The organism is Streptomyces sp. NPDC005722 (assembly GCF_040630935.1).
Lineage (GTDB): Bacteria > Actinomycetota > Actinomycetes > Streptomycetales > Streptomycetaceae > Actinacidiphila.
Genome location: NZ_JBEXYN010000018.1, coordinates 81040 through 101771, shown reverse-complemented (window position 1 = coordinate 101771; position 20732 = coordinate 81040). Strand labels below are relative to the sequence as shown.

Genomic DNA, 20732 nt, shown 5'->3' with positions numbered 1-20732 from the left:
CCGTTCGAGGCCGCGCGGGAGAGTTTCCGCACCGCTGCGGCGGGCGGGACGCCGAAGGAGCAAGTCCTCCCTTGAATCTCTCAGGCACAGATACCGCGCGTTCGAGGCACATCTGAAAAGCGGGCGAGCCCTCCCGGCCACGGGGGTGCCGCCCCACCCAAGGTGCAAGCCGGGACTCCTCCGCACGGAGGGTCCAGGTGAACCTCTCAGGTTCCGATGACAGATGGGGAGGACCTGCCCCGTCATCGCCCTACCTGTCTCTTCCTTGCCTTGGGAGCCCGCCCGATGAGTGAATCCCGCCGTACCGCACTGGACGCGCTGCACCGCGCCCTCGGCGCCACCATGACCGACTTCGCGGGCTGGGACATGCCGCTGCGGTACGCCAGCGAGCGCGACGAGCACACCGCCGTACGGACCCGGGCCGGTCTCTTCGACCTGTCCCACATGGGTGAGATCACGGTCACCGGTCCGGGTGCGGGCGAGGCCCTGGACCACGCGCTGGTGGGCCACATCTCGGCGCTGGCCGTGGGCCGTGCCCGCTACACGATGATCTGCGCGCCCGACGGCGGCATCCTCGACGACCTGATCGTCTACCGCCTCGGCGACGAGGAGTACATGGTCGTCGCCAACGCCTCCAACGCCCAGGTCGTCCTCGACGCGGTGACCGAGCGCGCCGCCGGCTTCGACGCCGCGGTCCGCGACGACCGGGACGCCTACGCGCTGATCGCCGTCCAGGGGCCGAACTCCCCCGCCATCCTGAAGTCGGTCACCGACGCCGACCTCGACGGGCTGAAGTACTACGCGGGCCTGCCCGGCACCGTGGCCGGCGTCCCCGCGCTGATCGCCCGCACGGGCTACACCGGCGAGGACGGCTTCGAACTCTTCGTCGCCCCGGCCGACGCGGAGAAGCTCTGGCAGGCGCTGACCGAGGCGGGCGCGGACGCCGGCCTGGTGCCGTGCGGCCTGTCCTGCCGGGACACGCTGCGCCTGGAGGCGGGCATGCCCCTGTACGGGCACGAGCTGACCACCGCGCTCACCCCCTTCGACGCCGGGCTCGGCAGGGTCGTGAAGTTCGACAAGCCGGGTGACTTCGTGGGCCGCGAGGCGCTGACCGCGGCCGCCGCCAAGGCCGAGGCCACGCCGCCGCGCAAGCTGGTCGGCCTGGTCGCCGAGGGCCGCCGCGTCCCCCGGGCGGGCTACCCGGTCGTGGCGGGCGGCGAGGTGGTCGGCGAGGTCACCTCCGGCGCCCCCTCCCCGACCCTGGGCAAGCCGATCGCCATCGCGTACGTGGACGCCGCGCACGCCGCGCCGGGTACCTCCGGTGTGGGCGTGGACATCCGCGGTACGCATGAGCCGTACGAGGTGGTGGCCCTGCCGTTCTACAAGCGGCAGCGCTGAGTTCCCGGTCACATCCGGCACACCCGTCCCACCTGTCAAGACAGCCGTTCACCAGCACATACCGTCATCCAGGAGAATTCACGCCATGAGCAACCCCCAGCAGCTGCGGTACAGCAAGGAGCACGAGTGGGTCTCGGCCGCCGACGCGGACGGCGTGTCGTCGGTGGGCATCACCGAGCACGCGGCGAACGCCCTCGGCGATGTCGTCTACGTCCAGCTCCCGGCGGTCGGCGACACGGTCGCCGCGGGCGAGACCTGCGGTGAGCTGGAGTCGACCAAGTCGGTCAGCGACCTGTACGCCCCGGTCTCCGGTGAGGTCACCGAGGTCAACGAGGACGTCGTCAACGACCCCTCGCTGGTGAACTCGGCGGCCTTCGAGGGCGGCTGGCTGTTCAAGGTGAAGATCTCCGAGGAGCCGGGCGACCTGCTCTCCGCGGACGAGTACACCGCCTTCACCGGCAACTGACCGCTCGGGACCTCCCGGCAGCTCCGCCCTGTCCACTCCGACCTCCGGACGGATGACCCCCTGATGTCGCTTCTCAACAGCTCACTGCACGAGCTCGACCCCGACGTCGCCGCCGCCGTCGACGCCGAACTCCACCGTCAGCAGTCCACCCTCGAGATGATCGCCTCGGAGAACTTCGCTCCGGTCGCGGTGCTCCAGGCCCAGGGCTCGGTGCTGACCAACAAGTACGCCGAGGGGTACCCCGGCCGCCGCTACTACGGCGGTTGCGAGCACGTCGACGTCGTCGAGCAGCTCGCGATCGACCGGATCAAGGCGCTCTTCGGCGCCGAGCACGCCAACGTCCAGCCGCACTCGGGCGCGCAGGCCAACGCGGCCGCGATGTTCGCGCTGCTGAACCCCGGCGACACGATCCTGGGTCTGAACCTCGCCCACGGCGGGCACCTGACCCACGGCATGAAGATCAACTTCTCCGGCAAGCTGTACGACGTGGTCGCCTACCACGTGGACCAGGAGACCGGTCAGGTCGACATGGCCGAGGTCGAGCGCCTGGCCAAGGAGTCCCGGCCGAAGCTGATCATCGCCGGCTGGTCGGCGTACCCGCGGCAGCTGGACTTCGCGGCCTTCCGCCGGATCGCCGACGAGGTCGGCGCCTACCTGATGGTCGACATGGCGCACTTCGCCGGTCTGGTGGCCGCGGGCCTGCACCCCTCCCCCGTGCCGTACGCGGACGTCGTCACCACGACCACGCACAAGACGCTGGGCGGCCCGCGCGGCGGCGTCATCCTGTGCAAGGCGGAACTCGCCAAGAAGATCAACTCGGCGGTCTTCCCCGGCCAGCAGGGCGGCCCGCTGGAGCACGTCATCGCCGCGAAGGCGGTCGCCTTCAAGATCGCGGCGAGCGAGGAGTTCAAGGACCGCCAGGTCCGCACCCTGGAGGGCGCGCGGATCCTCGCCGAGCGGCTGACCCGGGACGACGTCGCGGCGGCCGGCGTCTCGGTGCTGTCCGGCGGCACCGACGTCCACCTGGTCCTGGTCGACCTGCGCGACAGCGAGCTCGACGGGCAGCAGGCCGAGGACCGGCTGCACGAGATCGGCATCACGGTCAACCGCAACGCCGTCCCGAACGACCCGCGCCCGCCGATGGTCACCTCCGGCCTGCGCATCGGCACCCCGGCGCTGGCCACCCGCGGCTTCGGCACGGAGGACTTCCGTGAGGTCGCCGACGTCATCGCCGAGGCCCTCAAGCCGGGCTTCGACGCGGAGACCGCCAAGGCGCTCGGCGCCCGGGTCACCGCCCTGGCCGGCAAGCACCCGCTGTACCCCGGCCTGAAGTAGCGAGTGTCACCCGGTGTGCGGGGCCGCTCCGTGAGGACGGTCCCGCACACTGGAACACAAGCGGCGCACCCACGCCGCGCCCACGTACCACCCGGCGGCGAACCCGCCGGCCGCCCGCGGACAACGGGGTCCGCGAACCCGAGGAGTCATCGCACCGTGGCCATCTCCGTCTTCGACCTCTTCTCGATCGGCATAGGCCCCTCCAGCTCCCACACCGTGGGCCCGATGCGCGCCGCGCGGATGTTCGTCCAGCGGTTGAAGAACGACGGCATGCTGGCGGGCGTCGCCTCCGTGCGCGCCGAACTGTTCGGCTCGCTCGGCGCGACCGGCCACGGCCACGGCACCCCCAAGGCGGTGCTGCTGGGCCTGGAGGGGCACTCCCCCCGCACGGTCGACGTGGACACCGCCGACGAGCGGGTCGAGCAGATCCGCGAAAGCCGCCGCATCAACCTGCTCGGCGCCCACGAGATCCCGTTCTCCGCCGACGACGACCTGGTGCTGCACCGGCGCCGCTCGCTGCCGTACCACGCCAACGGCATGACGCTCGCCGCGTACGACGAGACCGGCGCACCCGTGCTGGAGAAGACCTACTACTCGGTGGGCGGCGGCTTCGTCGTCGACGAGGACGCGGTCGGCGAGGACCGCATCAAGCTCGACGACACCGTGCTGAGGTACCCCTTCCGCACCGGCGACGAGCTGCTGCGGCTCACCCGTGAGACCGGGCTGTCGATCTCCGGGCTGATGCTGGAGAACGAGAAGGCGTGGCGCACCGAGGCGGAGATCCGCGCGGGCCTGCTGGAGATCTGGCGCGTCATGCAGGACTGCGTCAAGGCCGGGCTGACCCGCGAGGGCATCCTCCCCGGCGGCCTCAAGGTCCGCCGCCGCGCCTCGGCCACCGCCCGCCAGCTGCGCGCCGAGGGCAACACGGCGGCGCACGCCATGGAGTGGGTCACCCTGTACGCCATGGCCGTCAACGAGGAGAACGCCGCGGGCGGCCGCGTCGTCACCGCCCCGACCAACGGTGCCGCCGGCATCATCCCGGCCGTGCTGCACTACTACGTCAACTTCGTGGCCGGGCAGTCGACGGAGGCGGAGAAGGAGGACGGCGTCGTCCGCTTCCTGCTCGCGGCGGGCGCGATCGGCATGCTCTTCAAGGAGAACGCCTCCATCTCGGGCGCCGAGGTCGGCTGCCAGGGGGAGGTCGGCTCCGCCTGCTCCATGGCCGCGGGCGGGCTCGCCGAGGTCCTCGGCGGCGGCCCGGAGAAGGTCGAGAACGCCGCGGAGATCGGCATGGAACACAACCTGGGCCTCACCTGCGACCCCGTCGGCGGGCTCGTCCAGATCCCCTGCATCGAGCGCAACGGCATGGCCGCGGTCAAGGCCGTCACCGCCGCCCGCATGGCGATGCGCGGGGACGGGCGGCACCACGTCTCCCTCGACAAGGTCATCAAGACCATGAAGGAGACCGGGGCCGACATGAAGGTCAAGTACAAGGAGACCGCGCGGGGCGGGCTCGCGGTCAACGTCATCGAGTGCTGACGTCGCGGGCCCCGGCCGCCCCGGCCGCCCCGGACCTCCGGGCGGCCGGGGCCCCGCCGTACCCGCAGCGACCTCCCGTCCCCCTGAGCGGAACCCGAGGTTCCCTGAACCCTGCCACGGGGGAGGTCAGTCGCCGACCGGCCGTACCGCGTTGTCGTCGCCGACCTCGTACACGTCGATCCTGAGCGCGTGGCGCACGGCTGCGGGCACACGTCGGGCGGCAGCGAGGCCGCAGGTGGGAACGACCAGTGCGTAGCGCGTGGTTGCCGACGCGTCGGTCATCCTCCGCAGGAGCTGCCCGTACGCGACGTCCGCGTCGATGCCCGGGTCCTTGGTGCGGCCCTTCGCCTCCCCCACGATCCGCCCGCCGTCCCGCACGGCCTCGATGTCGGCGTACTCGTCGGTCGGCAGCACCGGCGTCCACCCTTCGGAGCGCAGCCAACGGCGGAAGGCCGCGACCACACGGTCCTCGTCGGTGGTCACGCGGTGCTCGGCCGTGGCGAGGAGTCCGCGCAGCGCGGCGAGGTCGGCCTCGCGGAACCGGCGCAATCGTCCCCTGGCGTCGGCCGCCAGGTCCCCCGGGCGGATGACCAGCAGGTCCAGGCCGTTCTCCGGGATCAGCGCCTCGCGCCGCCCGTCGTACAGGGCGCGCTGGACACCCCGGTGGACGCCACTGACCGTGAGGCGGTCGGGCTTGTCGAAGAAGGCGACCGGCTGGTCGTGCTGGATCTCCCGGTACTCCACCACCAGGCCGTAGCCCGGCCAGTAGGAGTCGACCGGCAGGCGTGTTCTCCGTCCCGACGGGCTCGGATCGCCCACCAGCCAGTCGAAACGGTGCTCTCGCTTACCGCGCTCGGCCAACACCTCGTCGCACAGGTCGAGTACGTACGCCTCGTCGCTGTCCTGCCTGCCCATGCCCCGCATGATGCCAGGCGCCGCCGGAACCGGACCCCGCGTCAGCGGTACGTGGCCGCCGCCCACACCGCCGTCGCCGCGACCGCGAGGGCGTAGCAGCCGGTGGCGGCGTGCAGGAGGCGGAGCTTCGCCCGGGCGGACAGGCGGGTGCGGGACAGCAGCCAGGCCAGGGCGGGGAGGACGAGGACGGCGTGGAGGCTGACGCCGTGGAGGGGCTTGAGGGGGGCCGTCGAGGCGTACGCGGCGGCCTGGTGGCCGGTACGGGTGAGGTAGACGCCGCGGGCGATCATGGCCGCGCCGGAGAGCAGCCCGACGAGCAGGATCGCGAAGCCGGCGCGCAGGGCGAGGGGCATCCCGGTGGGCCCGCCGGGGCGGCGCCGGAAGGACGCGGCGGCGAAGACCGACAGGACGGCCACCAGCACGGCGCCGCCGGCGGCGAGCGTCATGGAGACCGCGGTGTCGAAGCCGGTCTCCATGTCGAGGTGCGACGGCACGTGCCGCCACGCCTGCAGGGTGATGCCGGCGACCTCGACGACGCAGTCGGCGGCGAACACGGTGAGCAGCAGCGCGCGCAGGCGCGCGCCGACGTCGAGGTACGAGGTGACCCAGGCGACGGCGAGGAGGGTCGGGCCGAAGGAGAGCCCGAAGGTCACCGGCTTGCGCCAGGACACCGGTCCCTCCCAGGGGCCGCCGTCCACCGCGAGGACGGCGAGGTGGAACAGGCCCGAGAGGATCAGCACGGCGCCGGTCGCGTGGCACAGGCGGTCTGCCGTGCGGGGGCCGCCGAGGGTCCGTCCCGGGGCCGCGGGGGTGGTGGTCGTCGCCATGGCCCCAGGCTGCCGTGGGTGGCGCGGCCGGTCGTCGTCCGGGGGGAGGCCGGCCGGCTGCGCCCCCGGGAGCAGCCGTTCCCGTCAGCGGGTGGCAGCGTGCACGATGCCCGAGGTCGCCGCGATGCGGTCGAGCAGGAACATGGTGCCGACGCTCGCCACGATCCAGCTGCAGAGGATGACGATCCCGCGGGTCAGGCCGTCGTGGTGGAAGTAGGCGATTCCGTCCATGGCGCGGACGCCCACCCCGGCCGGCATGACGGAGGTCAGTGGCTCCAGCCAGCCCGGGAGGAAGTACGGCGGGAGGACGCCGCCACTGGTGGCGTTCCCGATGATGAGCATGAAGATGGAGCCCAGGAGCACCCCGGCCGGGCCGAAGACGCGGATGAGCGCGACGGTGGCGGCGGCCACCGCGCCGGCCATGAGGGTGACGACGCCGAAGATCCCGAAGAAGGAACCGGGTATCGCGCCGAAGGCCGTACTGGCGATGAGGGTGGTGGCCAGGCCGCCGAGGACGGCGAAGAGACCGATGCTCAGGACGCGCTGGTTGAAGGAGAGCCGTGGTGCGACCTGGTAGGTGAGCTGGCCGAACAGGAAACCTGCCAGGATCAGCCCGAAGGAGGCGTAGAAGACCGACAGCCCTCTGCTGTCACCGGACGACAGCGGCAGGATGTCGACCACGGGGATCTTGTGGCTCTCGCCGTGCGGAACGGACGCCAGGGGGGTGAGCAGAGCGGACACCGCCGGGCCGTTCGCGCCGGCGTAGACGACCTTGGGCTTGCCGCCCTCGGACAGATAGGCCGCGTAGGCCTCCCGGTGCTCCACGGCGTGCCGGGCCGAGGCCGCGTCGGGATACCGGTCGACCTGGAAGGCCTCGGGCGCGATGCGCTGGAGGCGGACGTCGAACAGGGCCGCCGAGTGGTCCGAGGCGACGACGGCCACCGGCAGCCGGTGCGCCGTGGGCGTGTGGAAGGCGGCCAGGAAGACGCTCACAAAGGAGAGCCCGACGACGAGCACCGTGATCACCGGGGTGATCACGGCCTTGGGGCCGGTCAGTCCCACCCGGGCGGGCGGTGCGTCGGTCTGCGGTCCCGGGACGTGCCGGTGCCGGTGCCGGTGGTGCGACGGAGGCTCGTCCGCGGGGGGCTGCGCATCGGTGATGATCACGGTGTCCACCAGGGCGGATCCCTCCTGTAATGTAAGCTGACTTATATAAGTTAACAGACAAAAGGAAGGCATCCGGTATGCCCCCGCGCGAACCCCGCGAGCACATCGGCTATCTGATCTGGCAGCTCTCGCAGGCTTACGCGATCCGCATCGAGCAGGCGATGCGCCCGCTCCGACTGACCCAGGCGCAGTTCAGCGCCCTCATGCACCTGAGCACCTACGGGGCCATGTCGAGCGCCGAACTGGCGCGCCGCTGCGGGGTCACACCGCAGTCCATGGGCAGCGCCGTCCAGGGGCTGACCGAGCGCGGACTGGTGGAGCGGCGGGCCCATCCGACACACGGCCGGATCATCGAGATCAGCGTCACCCCGCAGGGCGAGGAGCTGGCGGTCCGCGCCGAGCAGGCCATCGCCCCCGCCGAGGAGGAGGCCCTCTCCCCCTTCGGCGCCCAGGAGCGGGCACGCGTCCGCGCCGACCTGCAGCGCATGCTGGCGACCCTGAACCCGCACACCCTTCCGGAGGGTGATTGAACCCTCATTAATTTATCTTTCAATGACATTTCCCCTACCGTAGCGGGGCGACCGACCGCCGATCGCGCTCCGCCCGACCCGCGATATGGATTGCACGATCCAATATTTCGCGCGGGCGGTCACGGCTTCGCCGACACGTACGCCCTGCCCTCGGCGGTCTCCACGACGACCGCGGCGACCTCACCGGGGGCCACCGCCGCGGAGCCGTCCAGGCTGACGCCGCGGCCCTCGCCGCCCGGCGACACCACCCAGCTGCCGGCGATCGTCCGGGCGCCGTCCCGGGCCACCACCACCAGCAGGCAGTGCTCCCCCGGCGGGATGCCGCCGACCCGGGCGTGCACCCGCACCCAGGCGGTGGCCGGGGTGAGCCGTACGGTCAAGCGGGCGCCGGTGGACGGGTCGGCGCCCGAGGCGGTACGGACGGGCCCCAGGGGCGAGGCCGCGGCCGGCGGCCGGGACGCCCGGCCGGCCCGGTGCTCCCCGAGGAGCACACCGCCCTGGAGGAGCGCGGCCGCCGCCACCACGGCCGCGACCGCGGCGGCCGCCCGCCGGCGGCGCCGTGCGCCCGCCCGCTCTGCGCGCACCTGACGCAACGTCCGCTGCAGCAGCAGGTCACCGCCCTCGGGCGGGCCGTCGAGGAAGGTCTCCGGCGGGACGCCGCCGAGGGCCCGCGCCATGGCGCGCAGCTCGCCAAGTTCGGTCCGGCAGGACTCGCAGGACCCGGCGTGCTCGTCCACGGCGCGGACCTCCTCCTCGTTCAGCGCGCCCAGGACGCGGGCGGTGAGCGCCTCCCCTCCGTGTCGCTCCGGCGCGCTCATGCGGCGACCTCCCCCATCTCGACGGGCCGGTGGCGGCAGAAGTCGCGCAGCGCCTTGAGCGCGTAGTGCGACCGGGACTTGACCGTTCCCGGGGGGATGCCCAGGGTCCTGGCGGCCTCGGCGACACTCTGCCCGCGGAAGTAGAGGACGTAGAGCACGTCGCGGTGGTCCGCGGAGAGCCGCTCCAGTGCCTCCATGACGACCACGGCGTCCACCACCGCCTCCGCGTGGTCGCGCTGCACCGGTGGCGCCGCCGTCGATGCGGCGACCTCGGTGGGGCGGGCGGCCCTGGCCCGGTACCGGTCGGTGATGATGTTGCGGGTCACGGTGAGCAGCCAACCCCGCACCGAGCCCTTGCCGTTGAGCAGGGCGTCGGGATGGCGCCAGGCCCGGATCAGGGTCTCCTGGACGACGTCCTCGGCCGCGGCGCGGTCGCCGGTGAGGCGGGTCGCGTACGCGAGCAGTGCCCTGCCGTGTTCCTCGTAGAGCGCCCTGACGAGCGCCTCGTCGCTCGTGCCCCGGCTCTGCCGGGTACGGGGCCGCATTGCCGCCATCCGCCCACTCCGTCCGCCCACCGACCGTGCCGCGGTGCCTCGACGCAGACACGGCCCCCGCCCGGGCCGGGTTCAGGTGAGCCGCCTCACACCGCGCGGGCCGTGGTTGAACCGCCGGGCGGCACGGGCCGTGTCTGGTCACACGCCCCCGCCCGCCCGGGCCGGTCCACAGGAGGAGACGAACGATGCGGTACAGCCCCGCGAAGAGGACGGTCCGTCTGCTGGCGGCGGCCGCCGTGCTGTTCGCCGTCGCCCCGTCCCCCGGCGCCGCCGCGGACCGCTCCCCCGCTCCGCCCGCCGCCCCCGTACGGCCGGCACCGGAGGGACCGGGGTCCGCCGCCTCCCGGCCGTCCCGTGACGTGGCCGCGGGTGCCCCGTCCCAGGGCGCGACGGCCGCGGCGATCGGGGCGGTGGTGCTGCTGGCCGGTCTCGCCGCGGGGCGGCGTCCGCTGCTGCGGGCGGCACGGCGGCACCGGCGGGCGGCGCTCGGACGGCGGCTCGCCGCGGACACCCGTACCCCGCTGCTGGTCCGGCACGCGCTGTGCGAACTGGCCCTGGCGGGGCGGCCCGACAGCCCGGTCCGGGTACGGGGCGTGCTCGCCGAGCCCGGCCGGGTGCTGGCGACGGTCTCGGCGTGCGGGCCGGCCCCGGCGCCGTGGACGGCGCTGACGCCGACCCGCTGGGAGCGCACGGGTCTCGTACCGGGCGAGGGTCCCGCCGCCGGGCCGGGGCCGCTCCCCCAACTGACCAGGCTCGGCGCGGTCGGCCGGGGCCAGGTGCTGGTGAACCTCGCGCGGATCGGCGGCGTCCTCAGTGTGCTCGGGGATCCCACCGTCGCACGGGACGCCGTGCTCGCCCTGGTGGACGGGGTGTTGGAGGTGGCGCCCGTCCCCCGGACCGTGGTGGTCGCCGTGGGTCCCGGTGCCCGTGACCTGCCCGGGCCGCCCGCGGTGCTCCGGGTCCGGACCCTCCGTCAGATCCCCGCGCTGCGCGGGGCGGGGACGCCGCAGGCCGCGGCCGGGCTGATCGTGCTGCTGCACCGGCCGGAGGCCGAGGAGGCCCGCCTGCTGGCGGGGCTGGCGGGCCCGAAGGGCGGCGGCTGGACGGTCCTGACGGTCGGCCATGTCCCGGGCGCCCATTGGCGCTGGTACGCGGCGGCCGACGGAACGGTGGACGCGGGGGTGCTCGGTCACCGGGTGGTGGTGCCCGTGCGGCCCGCGGCCCGCTGCCGCCTCTGATGCCCCGGCAGAGTGGCGATCCGACAGAACCACTCATAGCGTCAGATTTCGGGTGACTCGGGACGTCACCCGGAAAGCAGGTACGGCAGTCATGACACTTCGTCGGCCCCACGCGGCCGCCGCGGCCGCGGTCGTCAGTGTGCTGGGGCTGTGCGCGTTCCTCCCGGCCGAGGCCGCGTCACCCGGCGGCACGCTGGTCGTCCGGCCCGGGGAGTCCGTCCAGGCCGCGGTGGACCGGGCCCGCCCCGGCGACGTCATCAGGATCCTCCCCGGGACCTACCCGGGCAGCGTCGACGTGACCAAGCCGCGGCTGACGCTGGTCGGCCACGGCACGGACACCGTGCTCACCCCGGGCGCGGGGCCCGGCGCGAACACCTGCGGCCGGGCGGGCAGCGGGCTGTGCGTCACCGGAACGGAGCAGAGCGGCCTGGGCGGCGTCCGGCTGCTGTCGCTGTCGGTCTCCGGCTTCCGCAAGAACGGGGTCGACGCCTCCTGGACCGAGGGCCTGGAGGTCAGTGACGTGACCGCCGAGCACAACGGGCGCCAGGGGATCGGTGTCCAGCACTCGGTGCGCACGCTGCTGCGCGACAACATCTCCCGGCAGAACGGCGAGTCGGGGATCTTCCTGGCCAACACCGCGGACGGGGAGGGCGGCGCGCTGGACACCCGGCGCACCCGCGTCAGCGGCAACGAGCTGACGGGCAACCGGATCGGGGTCGTGCTGCGCCGGGTGCGCAACCTGGGGGTCGTCGACAACCACATCACCGCCAACTGCGGCGGCGTCTTCGTCGTGGGGGACGAGGGCACGCCGCGCGCCGGGGCCCTGACCGTCTCCGACAACCTCGTGGCGGCGAACAACAAGTACTGCCCCTCCGACGCCCGGCTCCCGTTCATCCAGGGCGCCGGGATCGTGCTGACGGGGGCGGAACGGACCCTGGTGGTCCGCAACCGGGTCGTGGACAACCACGGCACCTCACCGATGTCCGGCGGGATCGTCCTCTTCCGCAGCGTGGTGGGCGCCCCCGACACCGGCAACACCGTCCGGGGCAACACGGCCCTGGGCAACAGCCCGGCCGACCTGGCCGACCGTGACCGGGGCACCGCGAATGTCCTCCGTGACAACACGTGCCGCGTCTCCGAACCGAAGGGGTTGTGCGAGGAATGACCTTGACAGAAACCACCAGCGCGGACGGCACCGCGAACGCGGCGGCCGCCGAGGCCGCGACGCCGCCGGCGATGCGGCTGCGCGAGCTCGTCTTCGGCGCCGCCTGCGCCGCCGCCGTACGGGCCGCGGTCAAACTCGGCGTACCGGACGCGCTCGGCAAGGACCCGTCGCCCGTCGACGAGCTCGCGGCCATGGTCGGCACGGCGCCGCGCCAGCTGCGCCGGCTGCTGCTCGCCCTGGCCTCGTACGGGGTCTTCGAGGAGCAGGCCGACGGCCGCTTCGCCCACACCGAGATGTCCCGGATGCTCCGCAAGGACAGCCCGAACACCCTGCACTACATCGCGCTGTGGTGCACCGAGCCGTGGACGTGGGAGGTCTGGCCGCGGCTGGACGAGGCGGTGCGCGGCGGCCGCAACGTCTTCCCGGAGGTCTTCGGCAAGGAGTTCTTCCAGTACCTGCACGACGACGCCCGGGACAGCGCCCGGGTCTTCGACCGCGCCATGACCGCCTCCAGCCGGCAGTCCGCCGAGGACATCGCCGAGCTGCTGGACCTCACCGGCGTCAGCTCGGTCGCCGACATCGGCGGCGGCCAGGGGCACGTGCTGGCCGCGCTGCTGGAGAAGCACCCCGACCTGCAGGGCACGCTGCTGGACCTGCCGAAGGTCGTCGCCGGCGCCGACCCGCGGCTGCGCGAGGGCGGTCCGCTGGCCGCGCGCGCCCGGCTGGTGCCCGGGGACTGCCGGGTGGACATCCCGGTGGCCGCCGACATGTACATCATCAAGAACATCCTGGAGTGGGACGACGACAGCACGCGGCGGACGCTGCGCAACGTCGTCGCGGCGGGTGGCGCCGGCGCGAGGGTGATCGTCATCGAGAACCTCATCGACGACACGCCGTCCATGCGCTTCACGACCGCCATGGACCTGCTCCTGCTGCTGAACGTCGGCGGCCAGAAGCACACGCGGGACAGCATGGTGAAGCTGATGACGGAGGCCGGGCTGCAGGTGGCCGAGGTGGCCCCCGTCAACGCCTACCTGCACGCCCTGCACAGCACGGTCGGCGGGGCGAAGTGACCCGCTAGCCGGTCATCTCCGCCACCAGACCGGTGGTGTGCCGGCCCGCCCGGAACTCCGGGCGGGCCAGCACCTTCCGCAGGAAGCCGGCCGTGGTGCACACGCCCTCGCCGCGCACCCGCAGTTCCTCCAGGACGCGGTCCATCCGGGCCAGCGCCCGGTCCCGGTCCGGGGCCCAGACGACGGCCTTGGCGAGCAGCGAGTCGTAGTCGGGGCCGATCCGCCAGCCGGGGAAGGCGTGGGTGTCCACCCGTACGAAGGGCCCGCCGGGCACCTCGAAGCCGGTGAGCAGGCCCGGGGTCGGCGCGAAGTCCCGCGCGGGATCCTCGGCGTTGACCCGGCACTCCACGGCGACCCCGCGGTGCACGACGTCCTCCTGGCGCAGGGTCAGCGGATGGCCTGCGGCGACCAGGATCTGCTCCCGGACCAGGTCGATCCCGGTGACCATCTCGGTGACCGGGTGCTCCACCTGGAGCCGGCAGTTGACCTCCATCAGGTGGAAGTCGCGCTCCGGGGTGAGCACGAACTCGAAGGTGCCCACGCCCGTGTAGCCGACCGCCCGGGCGCCGCGCACGGCGGCGTCGCACATCGCCGACCTCAGGCGCGCCGGAAGGTCCGGGGCGGGGGTCTCCTCGACCAGTTTCTGGTGGTGCCGCTGCACCGAGCAGTCGCGCTCGCCGAGGTGGACGACCGCGCCGTGCCGGTCGCAGAGCACCTGCACCTCCACGTGGCGGGCCCGCTCGACGAAGCGCTCCAGGTAGAGCCGGTCGTCGCCGAAGACGGACCGGGCGTGCGCCGCGGTGCGCCGGTAGGTGTCGAGCAGCCGGTCCGGGTCGGTGACCACGGCCATGCCGCGTCCCCCGCCGCCCGCGACGGCCTTGAGGATCACCGGGTAACCGGTCCGCTGCGCCGCCTCCTTCGCGTCGGCGGTCCCGGCCAGCGGGCCGGCGCTGCCGGGCAGCACGGGCAGTCCCGCCTCGGCCATCAGCGCGCGGCAGGCGGCCTTGTCGCCCAGCCGGGAGAGCACCTCGGAGGAGGGCCCGATGAAGGTGAGGCCGTTGGCCTCGCAGACCTCGGCGAAGTCGGGGTCCTCGGAGAGGAATCCGTAACCGGGGTGGACGGCCTGCGCGCCGGTGCGACGGGCGGCCTCGACGACGGCGGGGATGTTGAGGTAGCTCGCCCTCGCCGGGGGCGGCCCGATGTGCACGGCCTCGTCGGCGAAGCGGACGACGGCCGAGTCGCGGTCGGCGGTGGAGTACACCGCGACCGTCCGGATGCCCAGTTCCCGGCAGGCGCGGGCGACCCGCAGGGCGATCTCGCCGCGGTTGGCGACCAGGACGGTGGAGAACACGGGCCTCACTCCCCCACCGGTACGGGCTCCAGTGCGATCAGCGGCTGCTGGAACTCGACGGGCTGCCCGTCGGGGACGACGACCTCCACGACCCGGCCGACCGCGTCCGCCTCGACGACGCTCATCATCTTCATGACCTCCAGGACGCCCACGGGCTGGCCGGGGCGGACGAGGTCGCCGACGGACACGCAGGGGCGCTCGCCGGGGTCGGGGGCGTGGTAGAAGGTGCCCACGGTGGGGGCGCATACGTAGTGAAGTGATGTGGAATCACGCGCTCCGTGCGCCTCTTGCGCCTCCGGTGCGCCGGCGCCCCGCGGGTGTCCGGCGGCGGACGCCGGAGCCGGTGCGGAAGCCGCCGCGGGAGCGGTCGCCGGTACCGCGGCGGCCTCGGCGGCCGGGTCGGGCGCCCGAGTGTGCGCGCGGTCCTGTGCCCGCGGCTCCGGCCACTCGATCTCGACCGCCGTCTGCCCGTGCCGCAGCCTGATCCGCCGCGGCGGGACCGGCATCGAGCGGGCCAGCTCGGTGGCGCTGCGGCAGACCGCTTCCAGCGCCGGGAGCGCGGCCGCCGCGCTGCCGGGTGACGATCCGTTGAGGCTCTTGCCCGCGCCCGGGGGGCGGGCCGTCCTGTCGTCGCCGTGGAGTGTCACGGTGCTGCCTCCTCCTCCAGTCGGCCGAAACGGTGGAACCGGTCGCGGCGCTCGGCCAGCAGCCGGTCAGGGGGCCGGGGACGCAGTTCGTCCAAAGCGGCCGAGAGCGCGCCGCCGACGAGGGCGGCCGCGTGGGCGTGGTCCGCGTGGGCGCCGTCGGGCGGCTCGGGGACCACACCGTCGACGATGCCCAGCCGGAGCAGATCGCGGGCGTGCAGCCGCAGCGCGGCCGCCGCGGCGGGGGCGGCAGCGGGGTCCTTCCACAGGATCGCGGCGCAGCCCTCGGGGCTGATCACGGAGTAGATGCCGTTGGCGCTGACCAGGACCCGGTCGGCGACGGCGAACGCCAGCGCCCCGCCGCTGCCGCCCTCGCCGGTGATCACCGCGACGACCGGTACGGGCAGCCGGGCCATCAGGCGCAGGTTCTCGGCGATGGCGAGGGCCTGGCCGCCGCTCTCCGCCTCCGGGCCCGGGTCGGCACCCGGGGTGTCGATGAGGGTCACCACCGGCATGCCCAGCTTGGCGGCGGTCCGCATCAGGCGTGCCGCCTTGCGGTAGCCGGCCGGGGTGGCCATGCCGAAGTGCCGTCGCCGGCGCTCCTCCAGCCCGGGGCCGCCCTTGTGGTGGCCGATCAGCATGACGGGGCTGCCGTGCAGCAGCCCCGGCCCCCCGATGACGGCCGGGCAGTCGGCGGCCAGCCGGTCGCCGTGCAGTTCGTGGAAGTCCTGGAGCAGATGGGTCGCGTAGTCGGCGGCCGTGGGCCTCAGCGGGTGCCGGGCCAGGCGGACCGCCTCCCAGGCGTCCCGCTCGGGCAGTTCGTCCGCCGTACGGACGACGCGGACGGCCGGTCCGCGCGGCACGGTCGCCGGCCGGGGCTGCTCGGCCCGGCGGCGTGCCCCCGCCCGCGGGACGCCGTCCCCGGAGCGCAGCCGCAGCAACCGGGCCAGCGTCGGGCGGAGGGCCGCGCGGGGGACGACGTCGTCGATGAGGCCGCGCGAGAGGAGGAACTCCGCCCTCTGGAAGCCCTCGGGGAGGCGCCGGCCGGTGGTCTGCTGGATGACGCGCGGCCCGGCGAAGCCCAGCCGGGCGCCGGGCTCGGCGAGGATGACGTCGGCGAGGGTCGCATAGGAGGCGGCGACGCCGCCGTAGGTGGGGTCGGTCACCAGGGACACCACCAGGACGCCCGCCTCGTCGAGTTCGGCGAGCGCCTGGGCGGTCCTGGCCATCTGCATCAGCGACAGGGCGCCCTCCTGCATGCGGGCGCCGCCTGAGGCGGTCACGAGCAGCAGGGGGACGCGCCGTCGCAGACTGGTCCGGGCGGCCCGGGTGATCTGCGAACCGACCCCGAGGCCGAGGCTGCCGCCGAGGAAGCGGAAGTCCATCGCGGCGACGACGACCGGCTGGTCCTCGATCGTGCCGTGCACGCACACCACGGCCTCGTCCATCCCGGTCGCCGCCCGGGCCTCGCGCAGCCGCTCGGCGTACGGGCGGGTGTCGGTGAAGCCCAGCGGGTCGGGCTCCGCCGGCCGCTCGCCGCGCTCCGCGGCGAGCGGCTTGCGGGAGCCGGGGTCCAGCAGCTGGTCCAGACGCTGCCGGGCCGTGAGCCGGCCGTGCGCGCCGCACTCGGGGCAGACGCGCAGCGTACGGGTGTAGCGCTTGCCGTAGACGAGCGCGGCACAGCGCTCGCAGCGCACCCAGTCCGGCTCGGCGGTGGCCTCGTCAGCCACTGCGCTCCCAGCGGTAGAACTCCCGGGCCATGGCGTCCTTGGGCTCGCGCCAGGTCTCGGGGTCGTACGCGGAGATGAAGGACGACAGCTGCCGGCTGATGTCCTGGAACGCCGGGTGGTCCTTGTACCGGCCGACCTCCGGGCCGGGCGGCCGGTCGGCCTCGACCAGGTGCAGGTAGACGTCGCCGAACTGGAACAGGCTGCGTCCGGTGACCCCGATCAGACCGGGCAGTTCGCCCCGGTCCGACTCGGCGAAGACCTGCGCCACCTGCTCATCGGCGCCGGGCTTCATCCTGGCCACGATCAGGCTGCGGTAGGTCTTCATGCCGCGCCGCCGTGGCGCTGCACGATCCGCTCGCGGATCAGCTCCAGCTGGATCTTGGAGTTGTCGTTGATGCGGTCGGTCATCGCCTCGTCGTCGAGGGGGGCGCCGGGCTTCATGGCGAAGTCCTGGGTCCAGCGCATCCGGGTGCCGCCGGGGACCTCCTCGTACGCCCAGTGGATGTCCATGTACTGGAAGGGGCCGGTCTCGACCCGGTGCGCGCGCACCGTGCGGGTGGCGCGGTCGGCGACCCGCTCGGAGACCCAGCTCCAGACCTGGCCGTGCTCGTCGGGGTGCATGGTGAGCCGGAAGACGACCCGGTCGCCCTCGCGCTCCACGATGTCCACGGAGGCGTACTCGCTGAACAGGTCCGGCCAGCCCTCCACGTCGTTGGTGACGTCCCAGACGACGTCCATGGGGGCGGGGATGGTGATCTCGTTCTCGGTGTGGCCGGGCATGGTCAGACTCCTGCCTTGAGTGAGTTGTTGACGACGTCCATGAAGGCGCCGGGGGTCTTGCACGAGTCGGCGTCGCCGGCGATCGGGATGCCCCGGTCGTTCTCCAGGGCGCCGACGATGCCGAGCAGGCCGAGCGAGTCCAGTCCGTACTCGGCGAAAGGTGTCTCCGGGTGGCCGTCGAGGAGGCCGGCGTCGACGGTGATCCCGGCATTGGACTTCATCAGGGCGGCGAGTTCGCCGTAGGTCAGTTCCTTGCTCATGGAAGAGCTCTCCTTCACTGCGCCTGCGTCATGTCCGGACGACCAGGGCCGAGTTGGAACCCATCAGGCCGCGGCTGAGCACCAGCGCGGTCCGCAGTTCCGCCGGCCGGGGCCGGCCGGTGACCAGGTCGAGGTCGAGGCAGATGTCGGTGATGTTGGGGGTGGGGGGCACGACTCCGTGCCGCAGGGCGAACACGGCGGCGGCCACGTCGAGCACCGGGGCGCCGCAGTAGGCACGGCCGGTGCCGGTCTTGGGGGCCGTCACGGGGATGCTGGGAGCGCGCTTGCCGAACACGTCGGCCAGCGCCTGTGCCTCGGCGCGGTCCGCCTCCGGGGTGCCGAGCGCGTCGGCGAAGACGACATCGATGTCCCCGGGGGCGCACGCGGCCTCCGCGAGGGCGTCGCGGATGGCGCGGCCCAGTCCCTCGCGGGACTCCGCCCAGCGTGAGGCACCGGTGAAGGTGGCGCCGTGCCCCGCGATGACGGCCTGTACCTCGGCCCCGCGGCCGGCGGCGTGCGCCGGGTCCTCGACCACGAGCATCGCGCCGCCCTCGGCGGGGGCGAAGCCGCGGGCGTGCCGGGTGAAGGGCAGATAGGCCCGTTCGGGGTCCTCCTCCAGGCTGAGTTCTTCGTATCCGAGCTGGCAGACACCCGAGTACGGCGCCAGCGGCGCCTCGGCGGCGCCGACGACGACGGCCCGGGTGCCGTTGCCACGGGTGATGTTGCGGCAGGCGTGGGCGATGGCGTCGAGACCTCCGGCCTCGTCGCTGGCGACCACACCGCAGGGGCCCTTGAAGCCGCCGCGGATCGAGATCTGGCCGGTGCTCGCGGCGTAGAACCACGCGATGGACTGGTACGGGCCGACGAAGCGTGGCCCCTTGCCCCACAGGTGCTGCAGCTCGCGCTGCCCGAACTCGCCGCCGCCCGAACAGGCCGCGGTCACCACTCCGATGTCGAAGGGGGCCTCCTCGTCGAAGCGCAGTCCGGAGTCGGCGAGTGCCTGGTCGGCGGCCGCCATCGCGAAGTGGGTGAACCGGTCGGTCTGCACGGTGTAGCGGTCCTCGACGACCGCCGACACGTCAAAGCCGCGGACCTCTCCCGCGACGCGAAGCGGCAGGTCCCGGCAGCCCTCGCGGCTGACCGCGTCGAGGACGGCGACACCTTCCCTGGTCGCCTTCCAGAAGGCGTCGGCTCCGATGCCGTTCGGTGCGACGACGCCGATGCCGGTGACCACCGCTTGCGTGTTCATCGCTGGCTCCCCTCCGGTCGGTTGAGGACCACCGCGGACTGGAAGCCGCCGAACCCGCTGCCGACGGACAGCACGGTGCGCAGCTTCAGCTCACGGGCGGTGCGCGGGACGTAGTCCAGGTCGCACTCCGGGTCCGGGGTCTCGTAGTTGGCGGTCGGCGGCACCACGCCGTGGGCGAGGGCCAGGGTGCAGGCGGCCAGTTCGATGGCGCCGATCGCACCCAGGGAGTGGCCGACCATGGACTTGATGGAGCTCATGGGCGTGGAGTAGGCGTGCGCGCCCAGCGAGCGCTTGACCGCCGCGGTCTCGTGGCGGTCGTTCTGCTTGGTGCCCGAGCCGTGCGCGTTGACGTAGTCGACGTCGCCCGGGTCGATCCTGGCGTGGTCCAGGGCCTGGTCGATGGCCTCGGACATCTCCAGGCCGTCGGTGGTGAGCCCGGTCATGTGGTAGGCGTTGCCGAACGTGGCGTAGCCCCCGATCTCGCAGTAGATCCGGGCTCCGCGGGCCTTGGCGTGCTCCAGTTCCTCCAGGATGAGCACGGCGCCGCCCTCGCCCATGACGAAGCCGTCGCGACGGGCGTCGAAGGGCCTGGAGGCGTGCGCCGGGTCGTCGTTGTTGGGGGAGGTGGCCTTGATGGCGTCGAAGCAGGCCACCGTGATGGGTGAGATCGGGGAGTCGGACGCGCCGGCGATGACGATGTCGGCGCGTCCCTCCTCGATGGTCTGGAACGCGTAGCCCACGGCGTCGAGGCCGGAGGTGCAGCCCGTGGAGACGGTCTGCACGGGGCCGCGGGCGCCGTGCCGTTCGGCTATCTCCGAGGCGAGCGCGCTGGGCGCGAACGCCCGGTGCAGGTGCGCCCCCGCCTGGCGGTGGTCGACGTCCCAGCGGGCGCCGTGTTCGCTGACTCGTATGTAGTCGTGTTCCAGCCGGGTGGTGCCTCCGACGGCGGTGCCGAGGGAGACCCCGACCCGCCAGGGGTCCTCCTCGTCCAGTTCCAGCCCGGCGTCGCGGACCGCCTCGGCGGCCGCGACGAGCGCGAACTGGACGTACCGGTCGGCGCGTTCCACGTCCTGCGGGCCGAGCCCGCAGGCCGCCGCGTCGAAGTCGACCTCTGCGGCGATGCGGGACCGGAAGCCCGTCGGGTCGAAGAGCGTGATCCCTCGGGTCGCCGTCCGGCCGGCGGTGAGCAGTTCCCAGAAAGCGGGGACCCCGACACCGCCGGGGGCGACGACACCGGCCCCGGTGACCGCCACCCGGCGGGTCATGACGCCGCGTCCTCGGTCTGCTCGGTGACCTCGGTGTCCACGTGGCCCAGCTCCGGGCGGGGCGCGAGCGGACCGAGGTGGAAGACGAGCCGGGCCTCGGTGTCGCCCACGTTGCGGAAGCGGTGGCGGACGTACGGCGGGATCATCAGCCCCTGCTCCGGGCGGAGCACGTGGGGCTCACCGTCGAGGTCCACCTCCAGCGCGCCGCAGACCACGTACACGAACTCCTCGGAGTACGGGTGGTAGTGCTCGCCGATCCGGTCACCGGGTTCCACGAGCGCCACGCCCATGAAGCCGCTGGTGGCGCCGCACGTGGTCGGGGTGAGCATCGCCCGCAGGTCGCCGCCGCGGCGGCGGTTGTGCGGGGTGTCCGCCAGGTTCACGACGGTCGGCGTGAACGGGACGTTCCGTTCGTTGGTCAGAAGATC

Annotated in this window: 22 protein-coding genes and 1 riboswitch; of the genes, 8 read left to right on the top strand and 14 right to left on the bottom strand. The window is 73.4% G+C overall.

Features of this window, described 5'->3' with window-relative positions:
- Positions 1 to 5: 5 nt before the first annotated feature.
- Positions 6 to 106, top strand: a riboswitch (glycine riboswitch).
- Positions 107 to 285: 179 nt separating this feature from the next.
- The 4 genes from gcvT to ABZ479_RS21860 all read left to right on the top strand — a co-directional run bounded on the left by gcvT (position 286) and on the right by ABZ479_RS21860 (position 4738).
- The gene (gene gcvT / locus ABZ479_RS21875; RefSeq protein WP_500463135.1) at positions 286 to 1398 is read left to right on the top strand and encodes a glycine cleavage system aminomethyltransferase GcvT; all 1113 of its coding nucleotides are present in this window, start codon (positions 286 to 288) and stop codon (positions 1396 to 1398) included.
- Positions 1399 to 1483: 85 nt separating this feature from the next.
- Positions 1484 to 1864: a glycine cleavage system protein GcvH gene (gene gcvH, locus ABZ479_RS21870; protein WP_500463134.1), complete on the top strand. Its 381-nt coding sequence runs from the start codon at positions 1484 to 1486 to the stop codon at positions 1862 to 1864.
- A 63-nt stretch (positions 1865 to 1927) separates the two neighbouring features.
- On the top strand, positions 1928 to 3199 hold the full coding sequence (glyA, locus tag ABZ479_RS21865) for a serine hydroxymethyltransferase (RefSeq protein ID WP_499602335.1): 1272 nt from the start codon (positions 1928 to 1930) through the stop codon (positions 3197 to 3199).
- Between the two features lie 156 nt (positions 3200 to 3355).
- Positions 3356 to 4738 (top strand): L-serine ammonia-lyase, encoded by a 1383-nt coding sequence (locus tag ABZ479_RS21860; protein ID WP_500463133.1) that lies wholly within the window; start codon positions 3356 to 3358, stop codon positions 4736 to 4738.
- A 126-nt stretch (positions 4739 to 4864) separates the two neighbouring features.
- Here the strand turns inward: ABZ479_RS21860 and ABZ479_RS21855 are convergent, their stop codons facing one another.
- From ABZ479_RS21855 to ABZ479_RS21845, 3 genes are all read right to left on the bottom strand, one after another.
- Entirely contained in the window at positions 4865 to 5653 is a 789-nt protein-coding gene (locus ABZ479_RS21855) for a hypothetical protein (RefSeq protein WP_500463132.1), read from the bottom strand.
- A 41-nt stretch (positions 5654 to 5694) separates the two neighbouring features.
- On the bottom strand, positions 5695 to 6480 hold the full coding sequence (locus ABZ479_RS21850; protein WP_500463131.1) for a hypothetical protein: 786 nt from the start codon (positions 6478 to 6480) through the stop codon (positions 5695 to 5697).
- A gap of 84 nt (positions 6481 to 6564) precedes the next feature.
- Positions 6565 to 7656 (bottom strand): YhgE/Pip domain-containing protein, encoded by a 1092-nt coding sequence (locus ABZ479_RS21845; RefSeq protein WP_500463130.1) that lies wholly within the window; start codon positions 7654 to 7656, stop codon positions 6565 to 6567.
- 68 nt (positions 7657 to 7724) lie between these two features.
- Here ABZ479_RS21845 and ABZ479_RS21840 point away from each other — a divergent pair, with 68 nt between their 5' ends.
- Entirely contained in the window at positions 7725 to 8177 is a 453-nt protein-coding gene (locus ABZ479_RS21840; protein ID WP_500463129.1) for a MarR family winged helix-turn-helix transcriptional regulator, read from the top strand.
- Positions 8178 to 8296: 119 nt separating this feature from the next.
- Here the strand turns inward: ABZ479_RS21840 and ABZ479_RS21835 are convergent, their stop codons facing one another.
- Positions 8297 to 8995, bottom strand: a complete 699-nt coding sequence (locus tag ABZ479_RS21835) for an anti-sigma factor family protein (RefSeq protein ID WP_500463128.1) — start codon at positions 8993 to 8995, stop codon at positions 8297 to 8299.
- The gene (locus tag ABZ479_RS21830) at positions 8992 to 9549 is read right to left on the bottom strand and encodes a sigma-70 family RNA polymerase sigma factor (RefSeq protein WP_500463127.1); all 558 of its coding nucleotides are present in this window, start codon (positions 9547 to 9549) and stop codon (positions 8992 to 8994) included. Before ABZ479_RS21830 ends, ABZ479_RS21835 begins: the two co-directional genes overlap by 4 nt.
- Before the next feature lie 185 nt (positions 9550 to 9734).
- Between ABZ479_RS21830 and ABZ479_RS21825 the strand changes: the two genes are divergently transcribed.
- From ABZ479_RS21825 to ABZ479_RS21815, 3 genes are all read left to right on the top strand, one after another.
- Entirely contained in the window at positions 9735 to 10787 is a 1053-nt protein-coding gene (locus ABZ479_RS21825; protein WP_500463126.1) for a hypothetical protein, read from the top strand.
- Between the two features lie 91 nt (positions 10788 to 10878).
- Complete coding sequence (locus tag ABZ479_RS21820; protein ID WP_500463125.1) at positions 10879 to 11952, top strand: right-handed parallel beta-helix repeat-containing protein; 1074 nt, start codon at positions 10879 to 10881, stop codon at positions 11950 to 11952.
- A complete protein-coding gene (locus ABZ479_RS21815) occupies positions 11949 to 13025 on the top strand; it encodes a methyltransferase (RefSeq protein WP_500463124.1) in 1077 nt (358 codons plus the stop codon). The genes ABZ479_RS21820 and ABZ479_RS21815 overlap by 4 nt, the downstream gene beginning before the upstream one ends.
- Before the next feature lie 4 nt (positions 13026 to 13029).
- On the opposite strand, the gene ABZ479_RS21810 is transcribed toward ABZ479_RS21815, so the two are convergent.
- Genes ABZ479_RS21810 through ABZ479_RS21770 form a run of 9 tightly spaced genes read right to left on the bottom strand, consistent with a single transcriptional unit; the run spans position 13030 to position 20633 of the window.
- Complete coding sequence (locus ABZ479_RS21810; RefSeq protein ID WP_500463123.1) at positions 13030 to 14376, bottom strand: acetyl-CoA carboxylase biotin carboxylase subunit; 1347 nt, start codon at positions 14374 to 14376, stop codon at positions 13030 to 13032.
- 5 nt (positions 14377 to 14381) lie between these two features.
- Positions 14382 to 15023 carry an acetyl-CoA carboxylase biotin carboxyl carrier protein gene (locus ABZ479_RS21805; RefSeq protein WP_500463122.1) on the bottom strand — a complete coding sequence of 214 codons (642 nt, stop codon included), beginning with the start codon at positions 15021 to 15023 and terminating at the stop codon, positions 14382 to 14384.
- Positions 15020 to 16750: a carboxyltransferase subunit alpha gene (gene accA, locus ABZ479_RS21800; protein ID WP_500463121.1), complete on the bottom strand. Its 1731-nt coding sequence runs from the start codon at positions 16748 to 16750 to the stop codon at positions 15020 to 15022. Before accA ends, ABZ479_RS21805 begins: the two co-directional genes overlap by 4 nt.
- On the bottom strand, positions 16743 to 17075 hold the full coding sequence (locus ABZ479_RS21795; protein ID WP_499602363.1) for a TcmI family type II polyketide cyclase: 333 nt from the start codon (positions 17073 to 17075) through the stop codon (positions 16743 to 16745). Before ABZ479_RS21795 ends, accA begins: the two co-directional genes overlap by 8 nt.
- Complete coding sequence (locus ABZ479_RS21790; protein WP_499602365.1) at positions 17072 to 17530, bottom strand: SRPBCC family protein; 459 nt, start codon at positions 17528 to 17530, stop codon at positions 17072 to 17074. Before ABZ479_RS21790 ends, ABZ479_RS21795 begins: the two co-directional genes overlap by 4 nt.
- A 2-nt stretch (positions 17531 to 17532) precedes the next feature.
- The gene (locus ABZ479_RS21785) at positions 17533 to 17790 is read right to left on the bottom strand and encodes an acyl carrier protein (RefSeq protein WP_499602367.1); all 258 of its coding nucleotides are present in this window, start codon (positions 17788 to 17790) and stop codon (positions 17533 to 17535) included.
- 28 nt (positions 17791 to 17818) lie between these two features.
- Positions 17819 to 19039: a ketosynthase chain-length factor gene (locus ABZ479_RS21780; RefSeq protein WP_500463120.1), complete on the bottom strand. Its 1221-nt coding sequence runs from the start codon at positions 19037 to 19039 to the stop codon at positions 17819 to 17821.
- Entirely contained in the window at positions 19036 to 20304 is a 1269-nt protein-coding gene (locus ABZ479_RS21775; protein ID WP_499602370.1) for a beta-ketoacyl-[acyl-carrier-protein] synthase family protein, read from the bottom strand. Before ABZ479_RS21775 ends, ABZ479_RS21780 begins: the two co-directional genes overlap by 4 nt.
- The gene (locus tag ABZ479_RS21770; RefSeq protein ID WP_499602747.1) at positions 20301 to 20633 is read right to left on the bottom strand and encodes a cupin domain-containing protein; all 333 of its coding nucleotides are present in this window, start codon (positions 20631 to 20633) and stop codon (positions 20301 to 20303) included. Before ABZ479_RS21770 ends, ABZ479_RS21775 begins: the two co-directional genes overlap by 4 nt.
- Positions 20634 to 20732: the final 99 nt, after the last annotated feature.